A 15755-nucleotide genomic window follows, 5' to 3' on the forward strand; every position below is an offset into this window, starting at 1 on the left:
GAGGTGATATAGGGTTCCTGCATGTTTTTATTCAAGCGCGAAAGTCTGGCGCCATTTTTGATTGCCGTGGGCTTCAGTTCGGTCTGCCAGGCCGACGGCGATGAACAGTTCAATACGTCGTTTTTGCAAGGCGCCGCAGCGTCGGTCGACCTGCAGTCATTGCTCGCCAGCAGCAGCGTGCTCCCCGGCAATTACCGGGTTGACCTGTATGGCAACGACACCCTGGTGGGCCGACGCGATATCGACTTTCGCCGCAACCCTGTAAACGGCCGAGTCGAAGCCTGCCTGACCCTGGAGATGCTGCAACAAGTGGGCGTCGATATCGGCGCCTTGCAGTCCAGCGGCAAACTCGTCGACACCGATCCCAATGCCTGCCTCGACCTGCCTGCGCTGATCGAACACGCCAAAGTGCGCTACGACGTCCCGCGTCTGCGCCTGCTGGTCAGTGTGCCGCAACGCGCCATGGAGCGCGGACGCCGCGGTTATGTCGATCCGGCCTTGTGGGACGACGGCGTACCCGCCGCGTTCATCAACTACCAGTTGAGCAGCAACCGCAGCAGCACCGACGCCGACACCACACTCTCGAATAACCTGGGCCTTCGCAACGGTATCAACCTGGGTGCGTGGCGCTTGCGCAACGAGTCGAACTTCAGCAGCAACACCGGCCGCCCCAGCACGTTCAAGAGCAACCGCAGCTACCTGCAACATGACGTGACCGCCTTGAAGGGCCAGTTCAGTGCCGGGGACATTTTCTCGGATGCCGACCTGTTCGACAGCGTACGCTATCGCGGCTTGAAACTGGCCTCCGACGACGGCATGCGCGCTGACAGCGAGCGCGGCTACGCGCCGATCATCCGCGGCATTGCGCAGTCCAGCGCCACCGTGGAGATCCGCCAGAACAACTACATCCTCTATACCGCCAACGTGCCGCCGGGTCCGTTCGAGATCAGCGACATTTACCCCAGCGGCTCCAACGGCGACCTTGAGGTGACGGTGATCGAAGCGGACGGCCGTCGCCGGGTCACGGTGCAGGCGTTTTCCAGCCTGCCGATCATGGTGCGTGAAGGCCAACTGAAATACAGCGTCTCGGCGGGCAAGTACAACAGCAACAGTGACGCGCAGAAGACCCCGCAGTTTGTCAGCAGCACCCTGGCGTATGGCATCAGCAGCAACCTGTCGGGAATCGTCGGGGTACAGGCCACGCAGGACTTCCAGGCGCTATCCATCGGGGCCGGGCGCAATACGTCGATCGGTGCGGTGTCGCTGGACATGACCCACTCCGCCAGCCGCACCTTTGGCCGGCAGGTCACGGGCAACAGCTTGCGCGCGCTGTATGCCAAGACGTTTACCGGCACCGACACCAACTTCACACTGGCGGCCTACCGCTATTCGACCGAGGGTTATCGCACCCTCACCGAGCATGTCGAGGAACTGAGCAGCGACGGCCGCACACGCCTGGGCAGCTCGAAAACCCGCACCGACCTGACCGTCAACCAGAGCCTGGGCCGCAACCAGCAGTTCGGCAGTGTGTACGTAAACGCCAGCGATCAGCGCTACTGGGGACGCGGCGGCGCGCAAAGCCTGTCAGCGGGCTACAGCAATTACTGGGGCGACGTGAGCTACAACGTCAGTGCCACCCATACCAAGGATGTGGGCAACTACGGGCCGACGAACAATGACACGCTGATCAACCTGTCCCTGTCGTTTCCACTGGGCTCTAAGCCACGCGCGCCGAGAGCATTTGTCTCCGCCAGCACGCAAAAAGACAGCGACACCACGCAAATGGGCGTCAACGGTTACCTGACGGACGACAGCGACACCTATTACTCACTGCAAGCCGGCAACAGCAACACGGGCGGCAGCACCGGCTCGGCCAACCTCAGCACCCGCACCTCGCTGATGGACATCAGCGGCGGTTACAGCCAGGGCCGTGGCTACAGCGCGCAGAACCTCAACGTGGCCGGGTCAGTGGTGGCCCATGCGGGTGGTATCAACCTGGGACAGACCGTGGGCGAGACCTTTGCGCTGGCGCAAGTCGAAGGCATTCCCGGCGTGAAGATCGGCAGTTTCTCCGGCGCAAAAACCGGCAGCAACGGCTATGCCGTGATCCCCAATGCCCAGCCTTACCGGGTCAACTGGATCAGCCTGGACACCCGCGACCTGGGCGCAGAGATCGAAATCGATAACGCCACCCAACAAGTCGTACCTCGACGCGGCGCCGTGGTTTTGGCCCGCTACGCCAGCAAGACCGGACGCCGCGTACAGTTCGCCTTGTTCGACGCCCAGCACCGACCGATCCCGTTTGGCGCATCGCTGGAAAACATAGCGGGCAAGCAGATTGCAATCGCCGACCCGAGTGGGAAGGCGTTGGCCTTGGTGGAAGAAGACACGGGGACGCTGGTGATCAAATGGGGCGACCAGCACTGCCAGGCCCCCTATGCGCTGGGCGAACCCAACAAGGCGCTGAACTATGAGCGAGTGGCATTGACCTGCGCGCCCTAGCGCCAACCACGAGGCGAAGCGAGTCGCTCTTGATCTGGCTTTTGATCTCAGGCGCCCCGTCAAACACGCTGGCCGAACGCAGGCTTGAATCCGTGGGTAACCCGGCAGGACGCCGGGTTAGCCGCGCTGGGCCAAGGATGGCCCATCGCGGCGGCCCACGGATTCAAGCCGGAGTGAGGGCACACCGAGCCTAGGCGAGGTGCCGAGTGTTGGGGCAAGAGCCTTTTGGTTACTTTTGGCTGGGCCGGCTTCCGGCTCTTTTCAAAAGTGACCCGCCGTAAGGGCGGAACCCATACCAGCCGTTACCGCAGCAATGGATATGCACTCAAGCCAACTGTCAAACCACCAGCGAGAGCAACCTCCCACAGCTTCCATCACCGTCCGGCTCAAAAATCCCGCTTGTAGAAGATATCCAACGAACTGGCCACACCACTGGCCACTTCCAGATACACCTTCTTGCTCAACAAATACCGCAAGGCAATAGTACTGGCCGGCTCAAACACCCCAACCCCATACCGCAGGCTGAGCTTCTCGGTAATCTTGCCACTCGCCACCACGGCAGTGTTATTCCCGCTACCTTGCGTATCCAGTTCAAAGTCCTGGATACCCAGATTCTTCGCCAGATCCGACGTCACCCCGGCGCTGCCCATCAACCCCAGGCCCAACGCGGCCTGGGCCAGCATGTTGTTGTCTTCACCGGTGGTGCTCAGCGGCCGCCCGAGCACCAGGTAGGACAGCGCCTGCTCCTGGCTCATGGCCGGCTCCGAGAAGATCTGCGTGGTGGGTTGTTCGGCGCTACCACTCAAGCGAATTCCGGCGATCACATCATCGGTCTTGCGGATCGCCTCGATGTCCAGATACGGCTGGTCCAACGGCCCGGCAAACAGCAACCGCGCACGGCGCACATCCAGCTTCTGCCCGTAGGCGCGATAACGGCCATCGTTGAGCCACAGTTCGCCACGGGTGTCCATGTTGTCGCCGATATGCACCTGGCCCTGCACCTTGGCGGTGAGGCCGAAGCCCGAGAAGTTGAGCTTGTCTTCGCCCACCACCACGTCAATGTCCATGGCCATCGCCATCGGCGGCTTGCCCTCTTCGGTCTGGCTGCCGATGATCACGGTGTCGTCCGAGACCTTGACGGTGGACGGCGGCAGTTCGCGCACGGTGATATCGCCACGCGGGATATGCACTTTGCCAGCGATGGCCAGCTTGTCGTTCTTCAGGCTGATTTTCAGGTCGGGCGCCACTTCCAGCACCGCGTAGGGCTCCACCGTGACCGGCAGTTGCGAGCCTTGCAGGCTGAGATCCACCGCCAGGGCCTGCCCCCAGTCGATCTGGCCCTTGAGGCTGCCCTGCCCGGACTTGCCACTGCGCCAGCCACCGTTGAGCTGCACGCTTTCACCGGCGATCAGCGCCTGCACATTCAAACCTTCCAGGCTGATGGGCAGTTCCGGACCGGAAATCTCGCCGCCCACCAGATTCACGTTGCCGTTGACCTGGGGTGCCAACAGACCACCGGAGATGCGCCCGTTGCCATTGAGCTTGCCGCTGAGGGTTTCCACCATCGGTACAAACGGCCGCGCCACTGCGAGATCCAGACCGACCAGGCTGAAGTTGCCGGTAATCGGCTTGTTCTTCGGCAGCGGGTTGATCTGCGCCTGCAACATCAATTCGCCAAGCTTGCCGCCACGGAAATTCAGCTGGGTGTCGATACGCTTGGGGTTGAGAGTGGTTTCAAGCTTGAGCGTGTCGTAGGGGAAATCCAGCCACTGGTCCTTGTCCTTGACGCGCAAGGTGCCGCCGCTGGCGTCCACCGCAATCACGCCTTTGGGGCCGCTGTCGGGCAGGTCCAGTTGCAGGTCGGCATTGAGCTTGCCCAGCCAGGCAAAGTCCTTGGGCAGGAACGCCGCCAGACTGTCGATGGGGAATTGCTTGAGGTGATAACGCAGCTTCGGCTCAGGCATCAGCCGCTGGTCTTCACCGCATAAACTGGCAGGACCGGATACCCAGCAGTGCGCAGCAAATGTCAGCTTGCCATCGGCCATGCGTTCGATCTTCGCGGGGGCCTGCAGCTTCCAGTCCTGGCCGCCGGCTTGGACATCGCCGCTGGCCAGGCGCCCGCGCCAGTTGCCTTTGTCGAGGTTGCCATCCAACGCCAGGGCGAGCTTGACCAGCGGCCCAGCCAGGTCCAGTTGGACTTTCTGGTTCTTGATATCGCCCTGGGCGCTGGCGGTCAGGGTGCCGACCTGGGTGTCGCCGGATTGAATGCCGCTGCCTTTCAGGTCGATCTTGGCGCGCTGGGCACTGTCCAGGTTGGCGTCGAGGGTGAGGTTTTGCAGGCGGTTGTCGGCAAATGCCAGTTGCTGGCCCTTGAGTGCGAGCTTGCCCTGGGGGGCGTTGAGGCTGCCGGCCACGTCGAGTCGACCGTTGACCTGCCCACGCAGTTGCGGCCAGAGCTGGGCCAGACGCGCCAGCTTGATATCGATCTGCCCAGCCAACCGCTGTTGCAGGCTGCCGCTGCCGTTGATGCGGTTGTCACCCAAGCGGATATCCAGGTTGGCCAAGGTCCACTGCTCGCCCGCGCCTTCCGCCTTGGCCGCCAATACGGCGGTTTGCCCACGCAGGCGGCCCTTGAGGTCGAGGTCGGCGTTCAGCTTGAGTTGCTCGTTCTTGAACTCACCCTTGCTGCGCAGTGGTCCGGCCAGGGTGCCCGGCAGTTCTGCGACCCAGTACGCCGGGTTCAACGCGGACAGGTCCAGCGCGGTATCCCAGGCAATGCCGTCGGCAAACTGAAGGTTCAGGTGGCCTTCGGCCTTGCCCTGGCCGGCGGTGAGCTTCAGCTCAGGCAGGAAGATCTGCTTGAGGTCGCCACTGAACGGCGTGACCACGTTGAACTTGCCCGCCGGGCCGTCGAGGTCGGCCTTGAGGTTACCCAGGTAGTTGCCGTCCTTGTAGGAAATCTCACCATTGAAGGTACGCAGCGCGACTTGCGGCTCGTCGATCACCGGATAGAGGCGATGCCAGGGGAAGTCCAGCCAGTCGATCTTGGCGTCGGCGCTGAAACCCTGCTGCCAATCCAGTTGGGCCGTCAGCTTGAGGCTTTGTTGGTCACCGGCATTCAGGTCCAGGCCTGCGACCTGCGCGCCCCTGGCGTCGACCCGGCCTTGCAGCAGCAAGTCAACCGGGCCTTTCTCTGCTGGCAACACGGCCTTGCCCAGCAGTTCGTAGCCGCGGCTCAAGTCACCTTTGGCGGTGAGGTCCAATTGATTGAGTTGTAGAGTATCCGGCAGATCGGCGCTGGGTTTGAAGCCGTCGGCGGTGATGTGCACCTGGGCCGGAAGGTTCTCCTCCAGGAGCTGCAGTTCTCCGGTCAGTTTTGCGGGCAGATAGCCGCTGCTGTCGGCGTCGAGCTTGAGGGTCTTGAGCAGGTCGCCGTCAACCTTGAGCGCCACCTTCCACGGTGCGCCGCCCGGTGCGTAGGGCAGGCTCAGGTTACCGGTGGCACTCAACGGCCAATCGCCAGTCGGTTGCAGCAGGCCGGCGAGGTCCAGCACAAGGTCGTCCCGTTGCAGGTGCACCGAGTCGATCTGCATGCCGGCGGCCGTCCAGTGCGCCGCCAATTGCAGGCCCTTGAGTTCTTCACTGCCATTGAACAGCAGGCTACCAACGCGAACGTCGCCCAATTGGATGGCTAGCGGCAGCTTCAGGTCGGGCAGTTGAATTGGCCCGCTGCTTTCCTCGGCACTCGGCGGCAATTGCAGGCTGACCTGCTCCACGTCCAGTTGATTGATGCACAGGGTCATGCGCAACAGGCACGCTGGCGACCAATCAAACTGGGGCGCCTGGAGTTCGACGCGACTGTTGTCCTGCTGCCACAACACATGGTCGGCGCTCCACCGGCCGCCCAGATGCCCCTGGAAATTTTCTAACGTCAAACCCGGAACACGGCCCAACGCCCAGCGGCTGCCCGCCTGGGTGCCAAGCACCGTCCACAGGGCCAGTACCAGCACGGCAAGGATGGCCACCACGGCCAGCCCCGCTATTTTTACACCACGCATCACAGCTCAGGCCCCATGGAAAAGTGCAATCGAATGCCGCCCGGATCTTCGAGGGCATGGGCCAGGTCGAGACGGATCGGACCGACCGGCGAAACCCAGCGGATACCGACGCCGACGCCGGTTTTCAGGCTGGGCAGGTCCAGGTTGTTGAAGGAGTTGCCCTGGTCGATGAAGGTTGCAATCCGCCACTTCTCGGCAATGGAATATTGATACTCAGCGCTCAGGGCCACCATGTAGCGACCACCAATGCGATCGCCCCGGTCGTTCTCGGGTGATAACGTCTGGTACTCGTAACCGCGCACACTTTGGTCACCACCGGCAAAGAAGCGCAGCGACGGCGGCACCGATTTGTAGCCGTTAGTGGCACTGCCGCCCACTTGGGCGCGGGCGAGGAAGCGGTGGTTGTCCCACAACGTGGTGAGGCCTTTGACCATGGCCGTGCCATAAAGCAGGTTGGTGTCGGAACCCAGCCCTTCTTTGGCGACCTTGGTGTCGAACTGCAGGCGGTAGCCATTGTGCGGGTCGATGCGGTTATCGCTGCGCAGGTAGGAATAGCTGACGCCCGGCATCACCAGGTTACTCAGGCCGGAGTCATTGCCCAGCCGATACTCCTCACGCTGGTATTTGAGCGAAATCACCCGGGTCCAGCCGCTGGGCAACTTGCTGTGCCATTCAGGGCCGAGGGTCAGCAATTTACTGACCGTATCAGTGTTGGCGATTTCTTCGTTCTGGTAACCGCCCGCAAAACGCAGCTTGTCGGTCAGTGGCGGATCGAGCGGGATGTCATACCACAGGCCAACGTTTTGCCGGGGCGCCGACAGCTCGGCCTCCCAGCCATAACTGTGACCCTGGGGGTTGACCCAGTGGCGGGTCCAGTTGGCTTTGCCGCGCGGGCCGACGTCGGTAGAAAAACCCAAGCCCAGCCCCATGGTGCGCGGCTTGCGGGTTTCCAGGCGCACGGCCACCGGGATGATGTCGTTGGTCGAAGCGGCGGGAGCAGCGTCCACGCGCACGCCTTCGAAAAAACCACTGCCTTGCAGGTTCTGGTTGAGCTCGGCGATCAGTTCGGAGTCGTAGGGCGTGCCGCTTTTGAACGGCACCATGCGTTGCAGCAATTCTTCGTCAAACGGCGTATCCCCAGCAAAGCTGACTTTGCCAAGGGTGTAACGCGGGCCGCTGTCGTAGATGAGTTCGATATCGGCGACCCCGGCCTGGGGGTCTACCGCAAGTTTCTGGCTTGTGAAGCGCCCGCTGAAAAAGCCGTAGCGCGAGGCCTGGTTCTGGATCAGACGCTTGGCGTCTTCGTAATGGCCGTGGTTGAGCACGGCGCCGGATTTGAGGTCGTCGCTGACGGGCACGCGAAACGTCTTGAGGTCGGCGGCGGGGCCGTCGACCCGAATGGTCACGTTACGCAAATGCACCGGTTCGCCGGGGTCGATGGTGAGGATCAGGCGCGGGTTCTTGCCGCCCTTCACGTCACTATCGATCTGTGGCTGATAGAAGCCCAGGGCCTGGGCAGCTTTGCGCGCCTGCTCCTCGGCGCCACGGCTGAACCGCAGCAAGGCTTCTTCATCACGATCGCCCACCCCGCCGATATAGCCTTCGATGTTGGCTTTCAACGCGTCGTTTGAGGGTTTGATCCGCACGTCCAATTCGCTTTGCGCCAAGGCGCCGCAGCTTGTGAACAGCAGAATCAAGCCGCTGGTAAATCTTCCTGGAAACTTCATAGGCGCGGATGCTACACGACCTGGGGAGCCTCTTTGAACTCGGAAATGTCTGAATAATTCTGTACTAAGCCGTTGCAGCATGTAACGACTGAGGATTGGGGTGAAAAAACACGTGCTCCAGGACAGGTCCTACAGCGACTTCGCCGATTTCCTCATAACCCTGACGCTTATAGAACTCCAGATAGCGTGAGTTGCCCGTGTCCAGTACCACCCCGGACGAATGCGGGTCTTCGGCGCACCAGTTGTGCACGGCCTCCAGCAACTGCTCGCCGAAATGTTTGCCCTGGAATTGCGGATGAATGCCCAACAACGGCAGCACGTGCACCGACTCACTGGGCAGGCACGCCAGCACGGCGTGATGGTAGTCGAGGTAACGTCGCGTCCCGCGCACGCCCGTGCTCAGCCACATGCGCAACTGCCAGGCCCAGCTTTCGGTAATCCCCAGGCGCCGCTGCGGTGGCGCGATCAGGGCGATGCCGATCAACCGATCGTTGACGAACAGACCAATGGCCGGCAGTTTCTGAAAAAAGTGCTGCTTGACCAGCTCCCGCACGGTAGCGCGCACCCGCTGTTCATAACCCGGGCGCTCGGCTTCGAAAATGTAGGCGAACGTCGGCTCATGCCGATAAGCCTGGTACAGCAAGGAACGGGCTTCGCGGGAATAGCCGCTATTGAGCAGGCGAATTTCAGCAGTTGCAGTTGAAGTGTCCGGCATACCATCAATCTCCCTGGGCGCGGCTCAAAAGGCAGCGTTCTTATGGGTACGAACCTACACAGCACCAGTCGTTCCCAGACATTAGCAGTGCAAGTGCCCTACCGCCACGCTGGCCCCCGTCCGACTTGTCCGCTAGCATCGCCCTTTTGCCAGGACTGGACTGCCGACCATGAAAATCGTCTCCTTCAATATCAACGGGCTGCGCGCCCGCCCCCATCAGCTGGCGGCGCTGATTGAAAAGCACCAGCCCGACGTGATCGGCCTGCAGGAAACCAAGGTCCACGATGACCAGTTCCCACTGGCCGAAGTACAGGCCCTTGGCTATCACGTGTACTACCACGGCCAAAAAGGTCACTACGGTGTAGCCCTGCTCTCGCGCCAGCCGGCGTTGAGCCTGCACAAAGGTTTTGCCAGCGACGAAGAAGACGCCCAACGCCGGTTTATCTGGGGCACCTTTGCCGATGAGAACGGCCACCCGGTCACCATCATGAACGGCTACTTCCCCCAGGGCGAAAGCCGCGACCACCCCACCAAGTTCCCGGCCAAGCAGCGCTTCTATGAAGACCTGCAACAGTTGCTGGAGAGCCAGTTCAGCAATGACCAGGCGCTGGTGGTGATGGGCGATATCAACATTTCCCCGGAAGACATCGACATCGGCATTGGCGCCGACAACGCCAAGCGCTGGCTAAAGACTGGCAAGTGCAGCTTCCTGCCGGAAGAACGCGAGTGGATGGCCCGCCTGAAAAATTGGGGCCTGGTGGACAGCTTCCGTCACCTCAACCCAGAGGTTGCAGACCGCTTCAGCTGGTTCGACTACCGCAGCCGTGGCTTTGAGGACGAACCCAAGCGCGGCCTGCGCATCGACGTGATCCTGGCCTCCAATGGCCTGCTGCCGCGGGTCAAGGATGCCGGGGTGGATTACGAGCTGCGTGGATTGGAAAAGCCGTCGGACCATGCGCCGATCTGGCTTGAACTGAGCTGATCGCCCTGACGGGGCCGCCCCTCGGCCCCGTCATATTTATGCAACCTGCCTGACTTATTCTCGCGGCACTCCCTTTGGCTTGAGAAGGTGCCGGCATGAGGCTGCGCGTTCTGTTCCTGCTGGTGCTTTTCCCCCTCTTCGCCGTTTCCGCTCCCCTTCCCGTTCCTGATCAAGGCCCTGCTTTGCGTATCCAGGGTTCCAATACCATTGGTGCGGCACTGGGTCCTGCACTGGTCAAGGGCTTGATGGAACAGCAGGGCTTACAGGCGGTGCACAGCGAACCGGCCGAAGGTGCCAATGAACAACGCGTGATCGGCAAGACACGCCAGGGCAAGACGGTGATCATCGAAGTCGCCGCTCACGGATCGAGTACCGGTTTCACGGCGCTAAAGAAAGCCACAGCCGACCTGGCAGCTTCATCGCGCCCGATAAAAGACAGCGAACTGGTAGACCTCGAACCCCTCGGCGACCTGAAAAGCCCCGAAGCCGAACAGGTGATCGCCATCGATGGCCTGGCCATCATCCTCCACCCGCAAAACCCGTTGAACACCCTGAATACCGAGCAACTGGCGCAGATCTTCAATGGCGATGTCAGTACCTGGGAGGCGCTCGGTGGCGTCGGAGGGCCAATTCATCTGTACGCGCGGGATGATCAATCCGGCACCTACGATACGTTCAAGGACCTGGTCCTGCGTCTGCGTGGCAAGCCGCTCGCGCCGGGCGCCAAGCGTTTCGAATCCAGCGAGCAACTCTCCGACGCGGTCAGCCAGGATCCCCAGGGCATTGGCTTTATCGGGCTGCCCTACATCCGCCAGGCCAAAGCGGCGGCGATAGTGGATGGCGACTCGCAACCCATGTTGCCGTTGAACAGCCTGATTGCGACCGAGGATTATCCGCTGTCACGTCGGCTGCTCTTTTACTTGCCGCCGTTGAGTCGCAATCCATGGGCCAAGGCGTTGGTGGACTTCAGCCAAAGCAGCAAGGGCCAGGCGATCGTGGCCGCCAATGGTTTTATCGCGCAGCAGGTACAGGCGATGGCCGTGGAGCCGCGTACTTCGATGCCTGATGACTATCAAGCGATTGCGCGGGATGCCCAGCGCCTGACAGTGAATTTTCGTTTCGAGGAAGGCAGCGCAAGCCTGGACAGCAAGGCCCGCCAGGATTTGCAGCGGGTGGTGGCGTACCTCAAAAGCCACAACAAGCTGGACAAGCAGGTGACGCTGGTGGGCTTTGGCGATGCCAAGAACGATCCGCAGCGGGCAGCATTGCTGTCAAAGTTGCGGGCAATGGCGGTGCGCCGGGAATTGGTCAAGAACGGCGTGGTGCTGCGCGATATCCGCGGGTTTGGCGCGCAAATGCCGGTGGCGGCGAATACGGCGGATGAAGGGCGGATCAAGAATCGGCGGGTGGAGGTTTGGGTGTATTGAATACCCAACCTCCCCGCCTATTGCTGTTTATTGCCCGCTGCGCATCAGTTCTTTCGGCACATACTTGCCAATCTCAAACTTGCCGATCGCTGCCCGGTGCACTTCATCCGGGCCATCGGCCAGGCGCAAGGTACGTTGCATGGCGTACATGTAGGCCAGCGGGAAGTCGTTGGAGACACCAGCGCCGCCATGGATCTGGATCGCACGATCGATCACCTTCAAGGCGACATTCGGTGCAACCACCTTGATCTGGGCGATTTCGCTTTTCGCGACTTTGTTACCCACGGTGTCCATCATGTAGGCTGCTTTCAAGGTCAGCAGGCGCGCCATGTCGATTTCCATGCGCGAGTCGGCGATCTTGTCGATATTGCCGCCCAGGCGCGCCAATGGCTTACCGAATGCAGTCCGGCTGACGGAACGCTTGCACATCAATTCCAGCGCGCGCTCGGCCATGCCGATGGAACGCATGCAGTGGTGGATACGGCCTGGGCCAAGGCGGCCCTGGGCGATTTCAAAGCCACGACCCTCACCCAGCAACACGTTTTCGTAGGGTACGTGCACATTGTCGAACAGCACTTCGGCATGGCCGTGGGGTGCGTCGTCGTAGCCGAACACCGGCAGCGGGCGCACGATCTTCACGCCGGGGGTGTCCACCGGCACCAGGATCATCGAGTGTTGCTGGTGACGCGGCGCGTCCGGGTTGCTCAGGCCCATGAAGATCAAGATCTTGCAGCGCGGGTCGCAGGCGCCGGAGGTCCACCATTTCTTGCCGTTGATCACCCACTCATCGCCCTGGCGCTCGGCGCGGGCAGCCATGTTGGTGGCGTCGGATGAGGCGACGTCGGGTTCGGTCATGGCGAATGCAGAACGGATCTCGCCGCGCAGCAGTGGCTCCAGCCAGCGTTGTTTCTGCTCTTCGTTGGCATAGCGCACCAACACTTCCATATTGCCGGTGTCAGGCGCCGAGCAGTTGAACGGCTCCGGGCCCAACAGCGAACGGCCCATGATTTCGGCCAACGGTGCGTATTCAAGGTTGGTGAGGCCGGCGCCCAGCTCGGATTCCGGCAGGAACAGGTTCCACAAACCTTCGGCTTTAGCCTTCGCCTTCAGCTCTTCCATGATTGCGGTGGGCTGCCAGCGGTCGCCTTCGCTGACCTGGCGTTCGAACACCGGCTCGGCCGGGTAAACGTAAGCGTCCATGAACGCAGTGACGCGTTCACGCAGTTCCTGAACCTTGGGCGAATAGGCGAAATCCATGAGCAGCTCCCTTCTCTGAGAGGTTGTTTAGGTCATGAAGTCGATGCTAGATGAGCTACGAAAATTTACCTAACCTATTCTCGGCGTGTATTAACATTCATCACCGATATATGATCGACGTATGGCCACCTAACAATAAGAGCGCAACGAAATGAATCTGAGCAAGGTCGACCTCAACCTCTTCATCGTCTTTGACGCTATCTACACCGAAGCTAACCTGACCCGCGCCGGACAGATTGTCGGCATCACCCAACCGGCGGTGTCCAACGCTCTGGCACGTCTTCGGGAAACCTTCAACGACCCATTGTTCGTGCGCACCGCCCAGGGCATGGTGCCCACGCCGATGGCGCAGAACATCATCGGGCCGGTGCGCAATGCGCTGTCATTGCTGCGGGTGTCGGTGCAAGAGAGCCGCATCTTCAACCCGCAACAGGCGGCCAAGACTTATCGCATCAGCATGACCGACCTCACCGAGGCGGTGATCCTGCCACTGTTGTTCCAGCGCCTGCGCCGCCTGGCGCCCACGGTGGTCATCGAGAGTTTCCTGTCCAAGCGCCGCGAAACCACCAAGGAACTGGCTGCTGGGCGCCTGGACTTTGCCGTGGACGCGCCGCTCAACACCGACCCGCAGGTACGCCACGTCAAGCTGATGGAAGACCGCTACGTGTGCGCCATGCGCAAGGGCCATCCGCTGGCGGGCAAGGACAAGCTGAGCCTGGATGATTACCTGGGGCTGACCCACATCCATATCTCCAGCCGGCGCAACGGCCTGGGCCATGTGGACCTGGCGCTGGGCAAGATGGGCCTGCAACGCAAGATCGCCCTGCGCTCCCAGCACTACCTGATGGCCTCGCAGGTGTTGCAGCAGACCGACATGGTCATGACCGTGCCCGAGCGCTTCGCGCGCCGCCATGAATTGCATTGGTTCAACCTGCCGGTCAACGACGTGCCGCCGGTGGAAACCCACCTGTACTGGCACGAAAGCACCGACCAAGACCCGGCGAACCGCTGGATGCGCGAGCAAATGATCGAGTTGTGCCAGCAGGTGACGGCGCACGAGAAGAAGCTCGACAAACAACAATCGTGAGATTGTCACACCCCTGTAGGAGCCGGCTTGCCGGCGAAAAACGCACAGTCACCGCACTTGTCCGGGCTTGCTGCGTCATCGCTGACGACCATCGCCGGCAAGCCGGCTTCTACAGTGATTCGCTTGACGTTAACGTCAACCAGCCATTAGCTTAGCGCCCAAGACATTTTCTCGGGCATCGCCATGAGCACCACCTACAGCATCTCCGACCTCGCCCGCGAGCTCGACATCACCACCCGCGCCATTCGTTTCTACGAAGAACAAGGCCTGCTCGCCCCGGAACGTCGGGGTCAGGAGCGCATCTACTCGGCCCGGGACAAGGTCAGCCTCAAGCTGATCCTGCGGGGCAAGCGCATCGGTTTTTCCCTGGCCGAGTGCCGCGAACTCATCGAGCTCTACGACCCCACCAGCGGTAACCACGTGCAACTCAACAGCATGCTGGCGAAAATCGCCGAGCGCCGTGAGCAGCTTGAGCAGCAGTTGCTGGATATCGAACAAATGAAGCTGGAACTGGACACCGCCGAAGAGCGCTGCACCCAGGCCCTGGCCCACACCCTGCGCCAGGCCGGCCATTGATCATGAGGTAATTACCATGTCCCTCCCTTCACACGTCCGCCTGGTGGAAGTCGGCCCGCGCGACGGCCTGCAGAATGAAGCCCAGCCCATCAGCGTGGCGGACAAGGTCCGGTTGGTGGACGCCCTCAGCGCTGCTGGCTTGAGCTACATCGAAGTCGGCAGTTTTGTATCGCCCAAGTGGGTGCCACAGATGGCCGGTTCCGCCGAGGTGTTCGCGCAGATCCAGCGCAAACCCGGCGTGACCTATGGCGCGCTGACGCCGAACCTGCGCGGTTTCGAGGATGCGCTGGCCGCCGGCGTGAAGGAAGTGGCGGTGTTTGCGGCCGCATCCGAGGCGTTTTCCCAGCGCAATATCAACTGCTCCATCAGCGAAAGCCTGGAGCGCTTTGCGCCGATCATGGCGGCCGCCAGGCAGCACGGGGTCAGCGTGCGCGGTTATGTGTCGTGCGTGCTGGGTTGCCCGTATGAGGGTGAGATCGCGCCGGAGCAAGTGGCGACGGTCGCGCGGGAGTTGTATGCCATGGGCTGCTATGAGGTGTCCCTCGGCGACACCATCGGCACCGGCACGGCGGGCGCGACGCGGCGGTTGTTCGAGGTGGTCGCCGCGCAGGTGCCACGGGACAAGCTGGCCGGGCATTTCCACGACACCTATGGCCAGGCCATCGCGAATATCTACGCCAGCCTGCTGGAAGGAATCACGGTGTTCGACAGCTCTATCGCGGGCCTCGGCGGCTGCCCATACGCCAAGGGCGCCAGCGGTAACGTCGCTACCGAAGATGTGCTGTACCTGCTCGACGGCCTGGGCATCGAGACGGGTGTTGATCTGGAGGCATTGATTGGCGCGGGCCAGCAAATCAGCAACGTGCTGGGCCGGCCGACAGGGTCACGCGTGGCCAAGGCGCGTAACGCCGGTTGAGTAGCTTAGCCGTGACAATGTGTTACCGCACACCTACACATCGAGTAACACGGGAACATTTTTTGTCGTATTTTCTGCAAGCGAAATCCTATAAAAAAATCAAACCATTGATTTTAAAGGTTTTTTAAAAGTTGGCACGGCTTCTGCTATCTCTATGGCATAACAAGAATAAAAAGCGCCAAACCTAATAAAAATAAGACGAAACGACTCTGACATAACAAAAACAACACGGCAGAGACGCAGCTAACAGATTTTTTTGGAGAAGATGTGCTTCGCAGGGTACGGCGTGCCGAAACCCGCAACCGGTTAGAGAAAAATAAAACTACCTCAGGTAGCTACCCACTGGTTGGATCGTTAACGAAGAAGCAGATCAGCGCTCAAAAAAATACGTTTGCTCTTGACCCCGGATGGGGGTCGCCAAAAACAGCGGTAAAGGGTAACGGTTGCCAAAAACAACAATAGACCGCCCTCAATAATAAAAAAGAGCACGCAACGACAAATTAAAGGG

At 61.0% G+C, this 15755-nt stretch carries 10 protein-coding genes; 6 read left to right on the plus strand and 4 right to left on the minus strand.

What is annotated here, in order from left to right; genetic code table 11:
• Positions 1 to 21 precede the first annotated feature (21 nt).
• Positions 22 to 2502: a fimbria/pilus outer membrane usher protein gene (locus ACP7C6_RS02100; RefSeq protein WP_426108196.1), complete on the plus strand. Its 2481-nt coding sequence runs from the start codon at positions 22 to 24 to the stop codon at positions 2500 to 2502.
• A 386-nt stretch (positions 2503 to 2888) separates the two neighbouring features.
• On the opposite strand, the gene ACP7C6_RS02105 is transcribed toward ACP7C6_RS02100, so the two are convergent.
• The 3 genes from ACP7C6_RS02105 to ACP7C6_RS02115 all read right to left on the minus strand — a co-directional run bounded on the left by ACP7C6_RS02105 (position 2889) and on the right by ACP7C6_RS02115 (position 9002).
• A complete protein-coding gene (locus tag ACP7C6_RS02105; protein WP_426108197.1) occupies positions 2889 to 6560 on the minus strand; it encodes a translocation/assembly module TamB domain-containing protein in 3672 nt (1223 codons plus the stop codon).
• Entirely contained in the window at positions 6560 to 8287 is a 1728-nt protein-coding gene (locus ACP7C6_RS02110; RefSeq protein ID WP_426108198.1) for an autotransporter assembly complex protein TamA, read from the minus strand. The genes ACP7C6_RS02105 and ACP7C6_RS02110 overlap by 1 nt, the downstream gene beginning before the upstream one ends.
• 64 nt (positions 8288 to 8351) lie before the next feature.
• Entirely contained in the window at positions 8352 to 9002 is a 651-nt protein-coding gene (locus ACP7C6_RS02115) for a GNAT family N-acetyltransferase (RefSeq protein WP_068935124.1), read from the minus strand.
• 169 nt (positions 9003 to 9171) lie between these two features.
• Between ACP7C6_RS02115 and xthA the strand changes: the two genes are divergently transcribed.
• Positions 9172 to 9984, plus strand: a complete 813-nt coding sequence (gene xthA / locus ACP7C6_RS02120; RefSeq protein WP_028616888.1) for an exodeoxyribonuclease III — start codon at positions 9172 to 9174, stop codon at positions 9982 to 9984.
• A 95-nt stretch (positions 9985 to 10079) separates the two neighbouring features.
• Positions 10080 to 11411 carry a substrate-binding domain-containing protein gene (locus ACP7C6_RS02125; protein WP_426108199.1) on the plus strand — a complete coding sequence of 444 codons (1332 nt, stop codon included), beginning with the start codon at positions 10080 to 10082 and terminating at the stop codon, positions 11409 to 11411.
• 27 nt (positions 11412 to 11438) lie between these two features.
• Here the strand turns inward: ACP7C6_RS02125 and ACP7C6_RS02130 are convergent, their stop codons facing one another.
• Positions 11439 to 12668: an acyl-CoA dehydrogenase gene (locus tag ACP7C6_RS02130; protein ID WP_426108200.1), complete on the minus strand. Its 1230-nt coding sequence runs from the start codon at positions 12666 to 12668 to the stop codon at positions 11439 to 11441.
• A 151-nt stretch (positions 12669 to 12819) separates the two neighbouring features.
• Between ACP7C6_RS02130 and ACP7C6_RS02135 the strand changes: the two genes are divergently transcribed.
• The 3 genes from ACP7C6_RS02135 (at position 12820) to ACP7C6_RS02145 (ending at position 15247) form a co-directional block, all read left to right on the plus strand.
• Entirely contained in the window at positions 12820 to 13755 is a 936-nt protein-coding gene (locus ACP7C6_RS02135) for a LysR family transcriptional regulator (RefSeq protein WP_028616891.1), read from the plus strand.
• A 183-nt stretch (positions 13756 to 13938) separates the two neighbouring features.
• Positions 13939 to 14331: a MerR family transcriptional regulator gene (locus ACP7C6_RS02140; RefSeq protein ID WP_038844104.1), complete on the plus strand. Its 393-nt coding sequence runs from the start codon at positions 13939 to 13941 to the stop codon at positions 14329 to 14331.
• 16 nt (positions 14332 to 14347) lie between these two features.
• Complete coding sequence (locus ACP7C6_RS02145) at positions 14348 to 15247, plus strand: hydroxymethylglutaryl-CoA lyase (RefSeq protein WP_426108201.1); 900 nt, start codon at positions 14348 to 14350, stop codon at positions 15245 to 15247.
• Positions 15248 to 15755: the final 508 nt, after the last annotated feature.

Origin of the sequence: Pseudomonas sp. TWR1-1-4, from assembly GCF_049897165.1 — a bacterium.
Taxonomy (GTDB): domain Bacteria; phylum Pseudomonadota; class Gammaproteobacteria; order Pseudomonadales; family Pseudomonadaceae; genus Aquipseudomonas; species Aquipseudomonas canadensis.

Bases quoted from the DNA above. Each gene is read 5' to 3' on its own strand.
- ACP7C6_RS02100 (WP_426108196.1), top strand. From the start codon at position 22: ATGTTTTTATTCAAGCGCGAAAGTCTGGCGCCATTTTTGATTGCCGTG.
- ACP7C6_RS02105 (WP_426108197.1), bottom strand. From the start codon at position 6,560: ATGCGTGGTGTAAAAATAGCGGGGCTGGCCGTGGTGGCCATCCTTGCC.
- ACP7C6_RS02110 (WP_426108198.1), bottom strand. From the start codon at position 8,287: ATGAAGTTTCCAGGAAGATTTACCAGCGGCTTGATTCTGCTGTTCACA.
- ACP7C6_RS02115 (WP_068935124.1), bottom strand. From the start codon at position 9,002: ATGCCGGACACTTCAACTGCAACTGCTGAAATTCGCCTGCTCAATAGC.
- xthA (WP_028616888.1), top strand. From the start codon at position 9,172: ATGAAAATCGTCTCCTTCAATATCAACGGGCTGCGCGCCCGCCCCCAT.
- ACP7C6_RS02125 (WP_426108199.1), top strand. From the start codon at position 10,080: ATGAGGCTGCGCGTTCTGTTCCTGCTGGTGCTTTTCCCCCTCTTCGCC.
- ACP7C6_RS02130 (WP_426108200.1), bottom strand. From the start codon at position 12,668: ATGGATTTCGCCTATTCGCCCAAGGTTCAGGAACTGCGTGAACGCGTC.
- ACP7C6_RS02135 (WP_028616891.1), top strand. From the start codon at position 12,820: ATGAATCTGAGCAAGGTCGACCTCAACCTCTTCATCGTCTTTGACGCT.
- ACP7C6_RS02140 (WP_038844104.1), top strand. From the start codon at position 13,939: ATGAGCACCACCTACAGCATCTCCGACCTCGCCCGCGAGCTCGACATC.
- ACP7C6_RS02145 (WP_426108201.1), top strand. From the start codon at position 14,348: ATGTCCCTCCCTTCACACGTCCGCCTGGTGGAAGTCGGCCCGCGCGAC.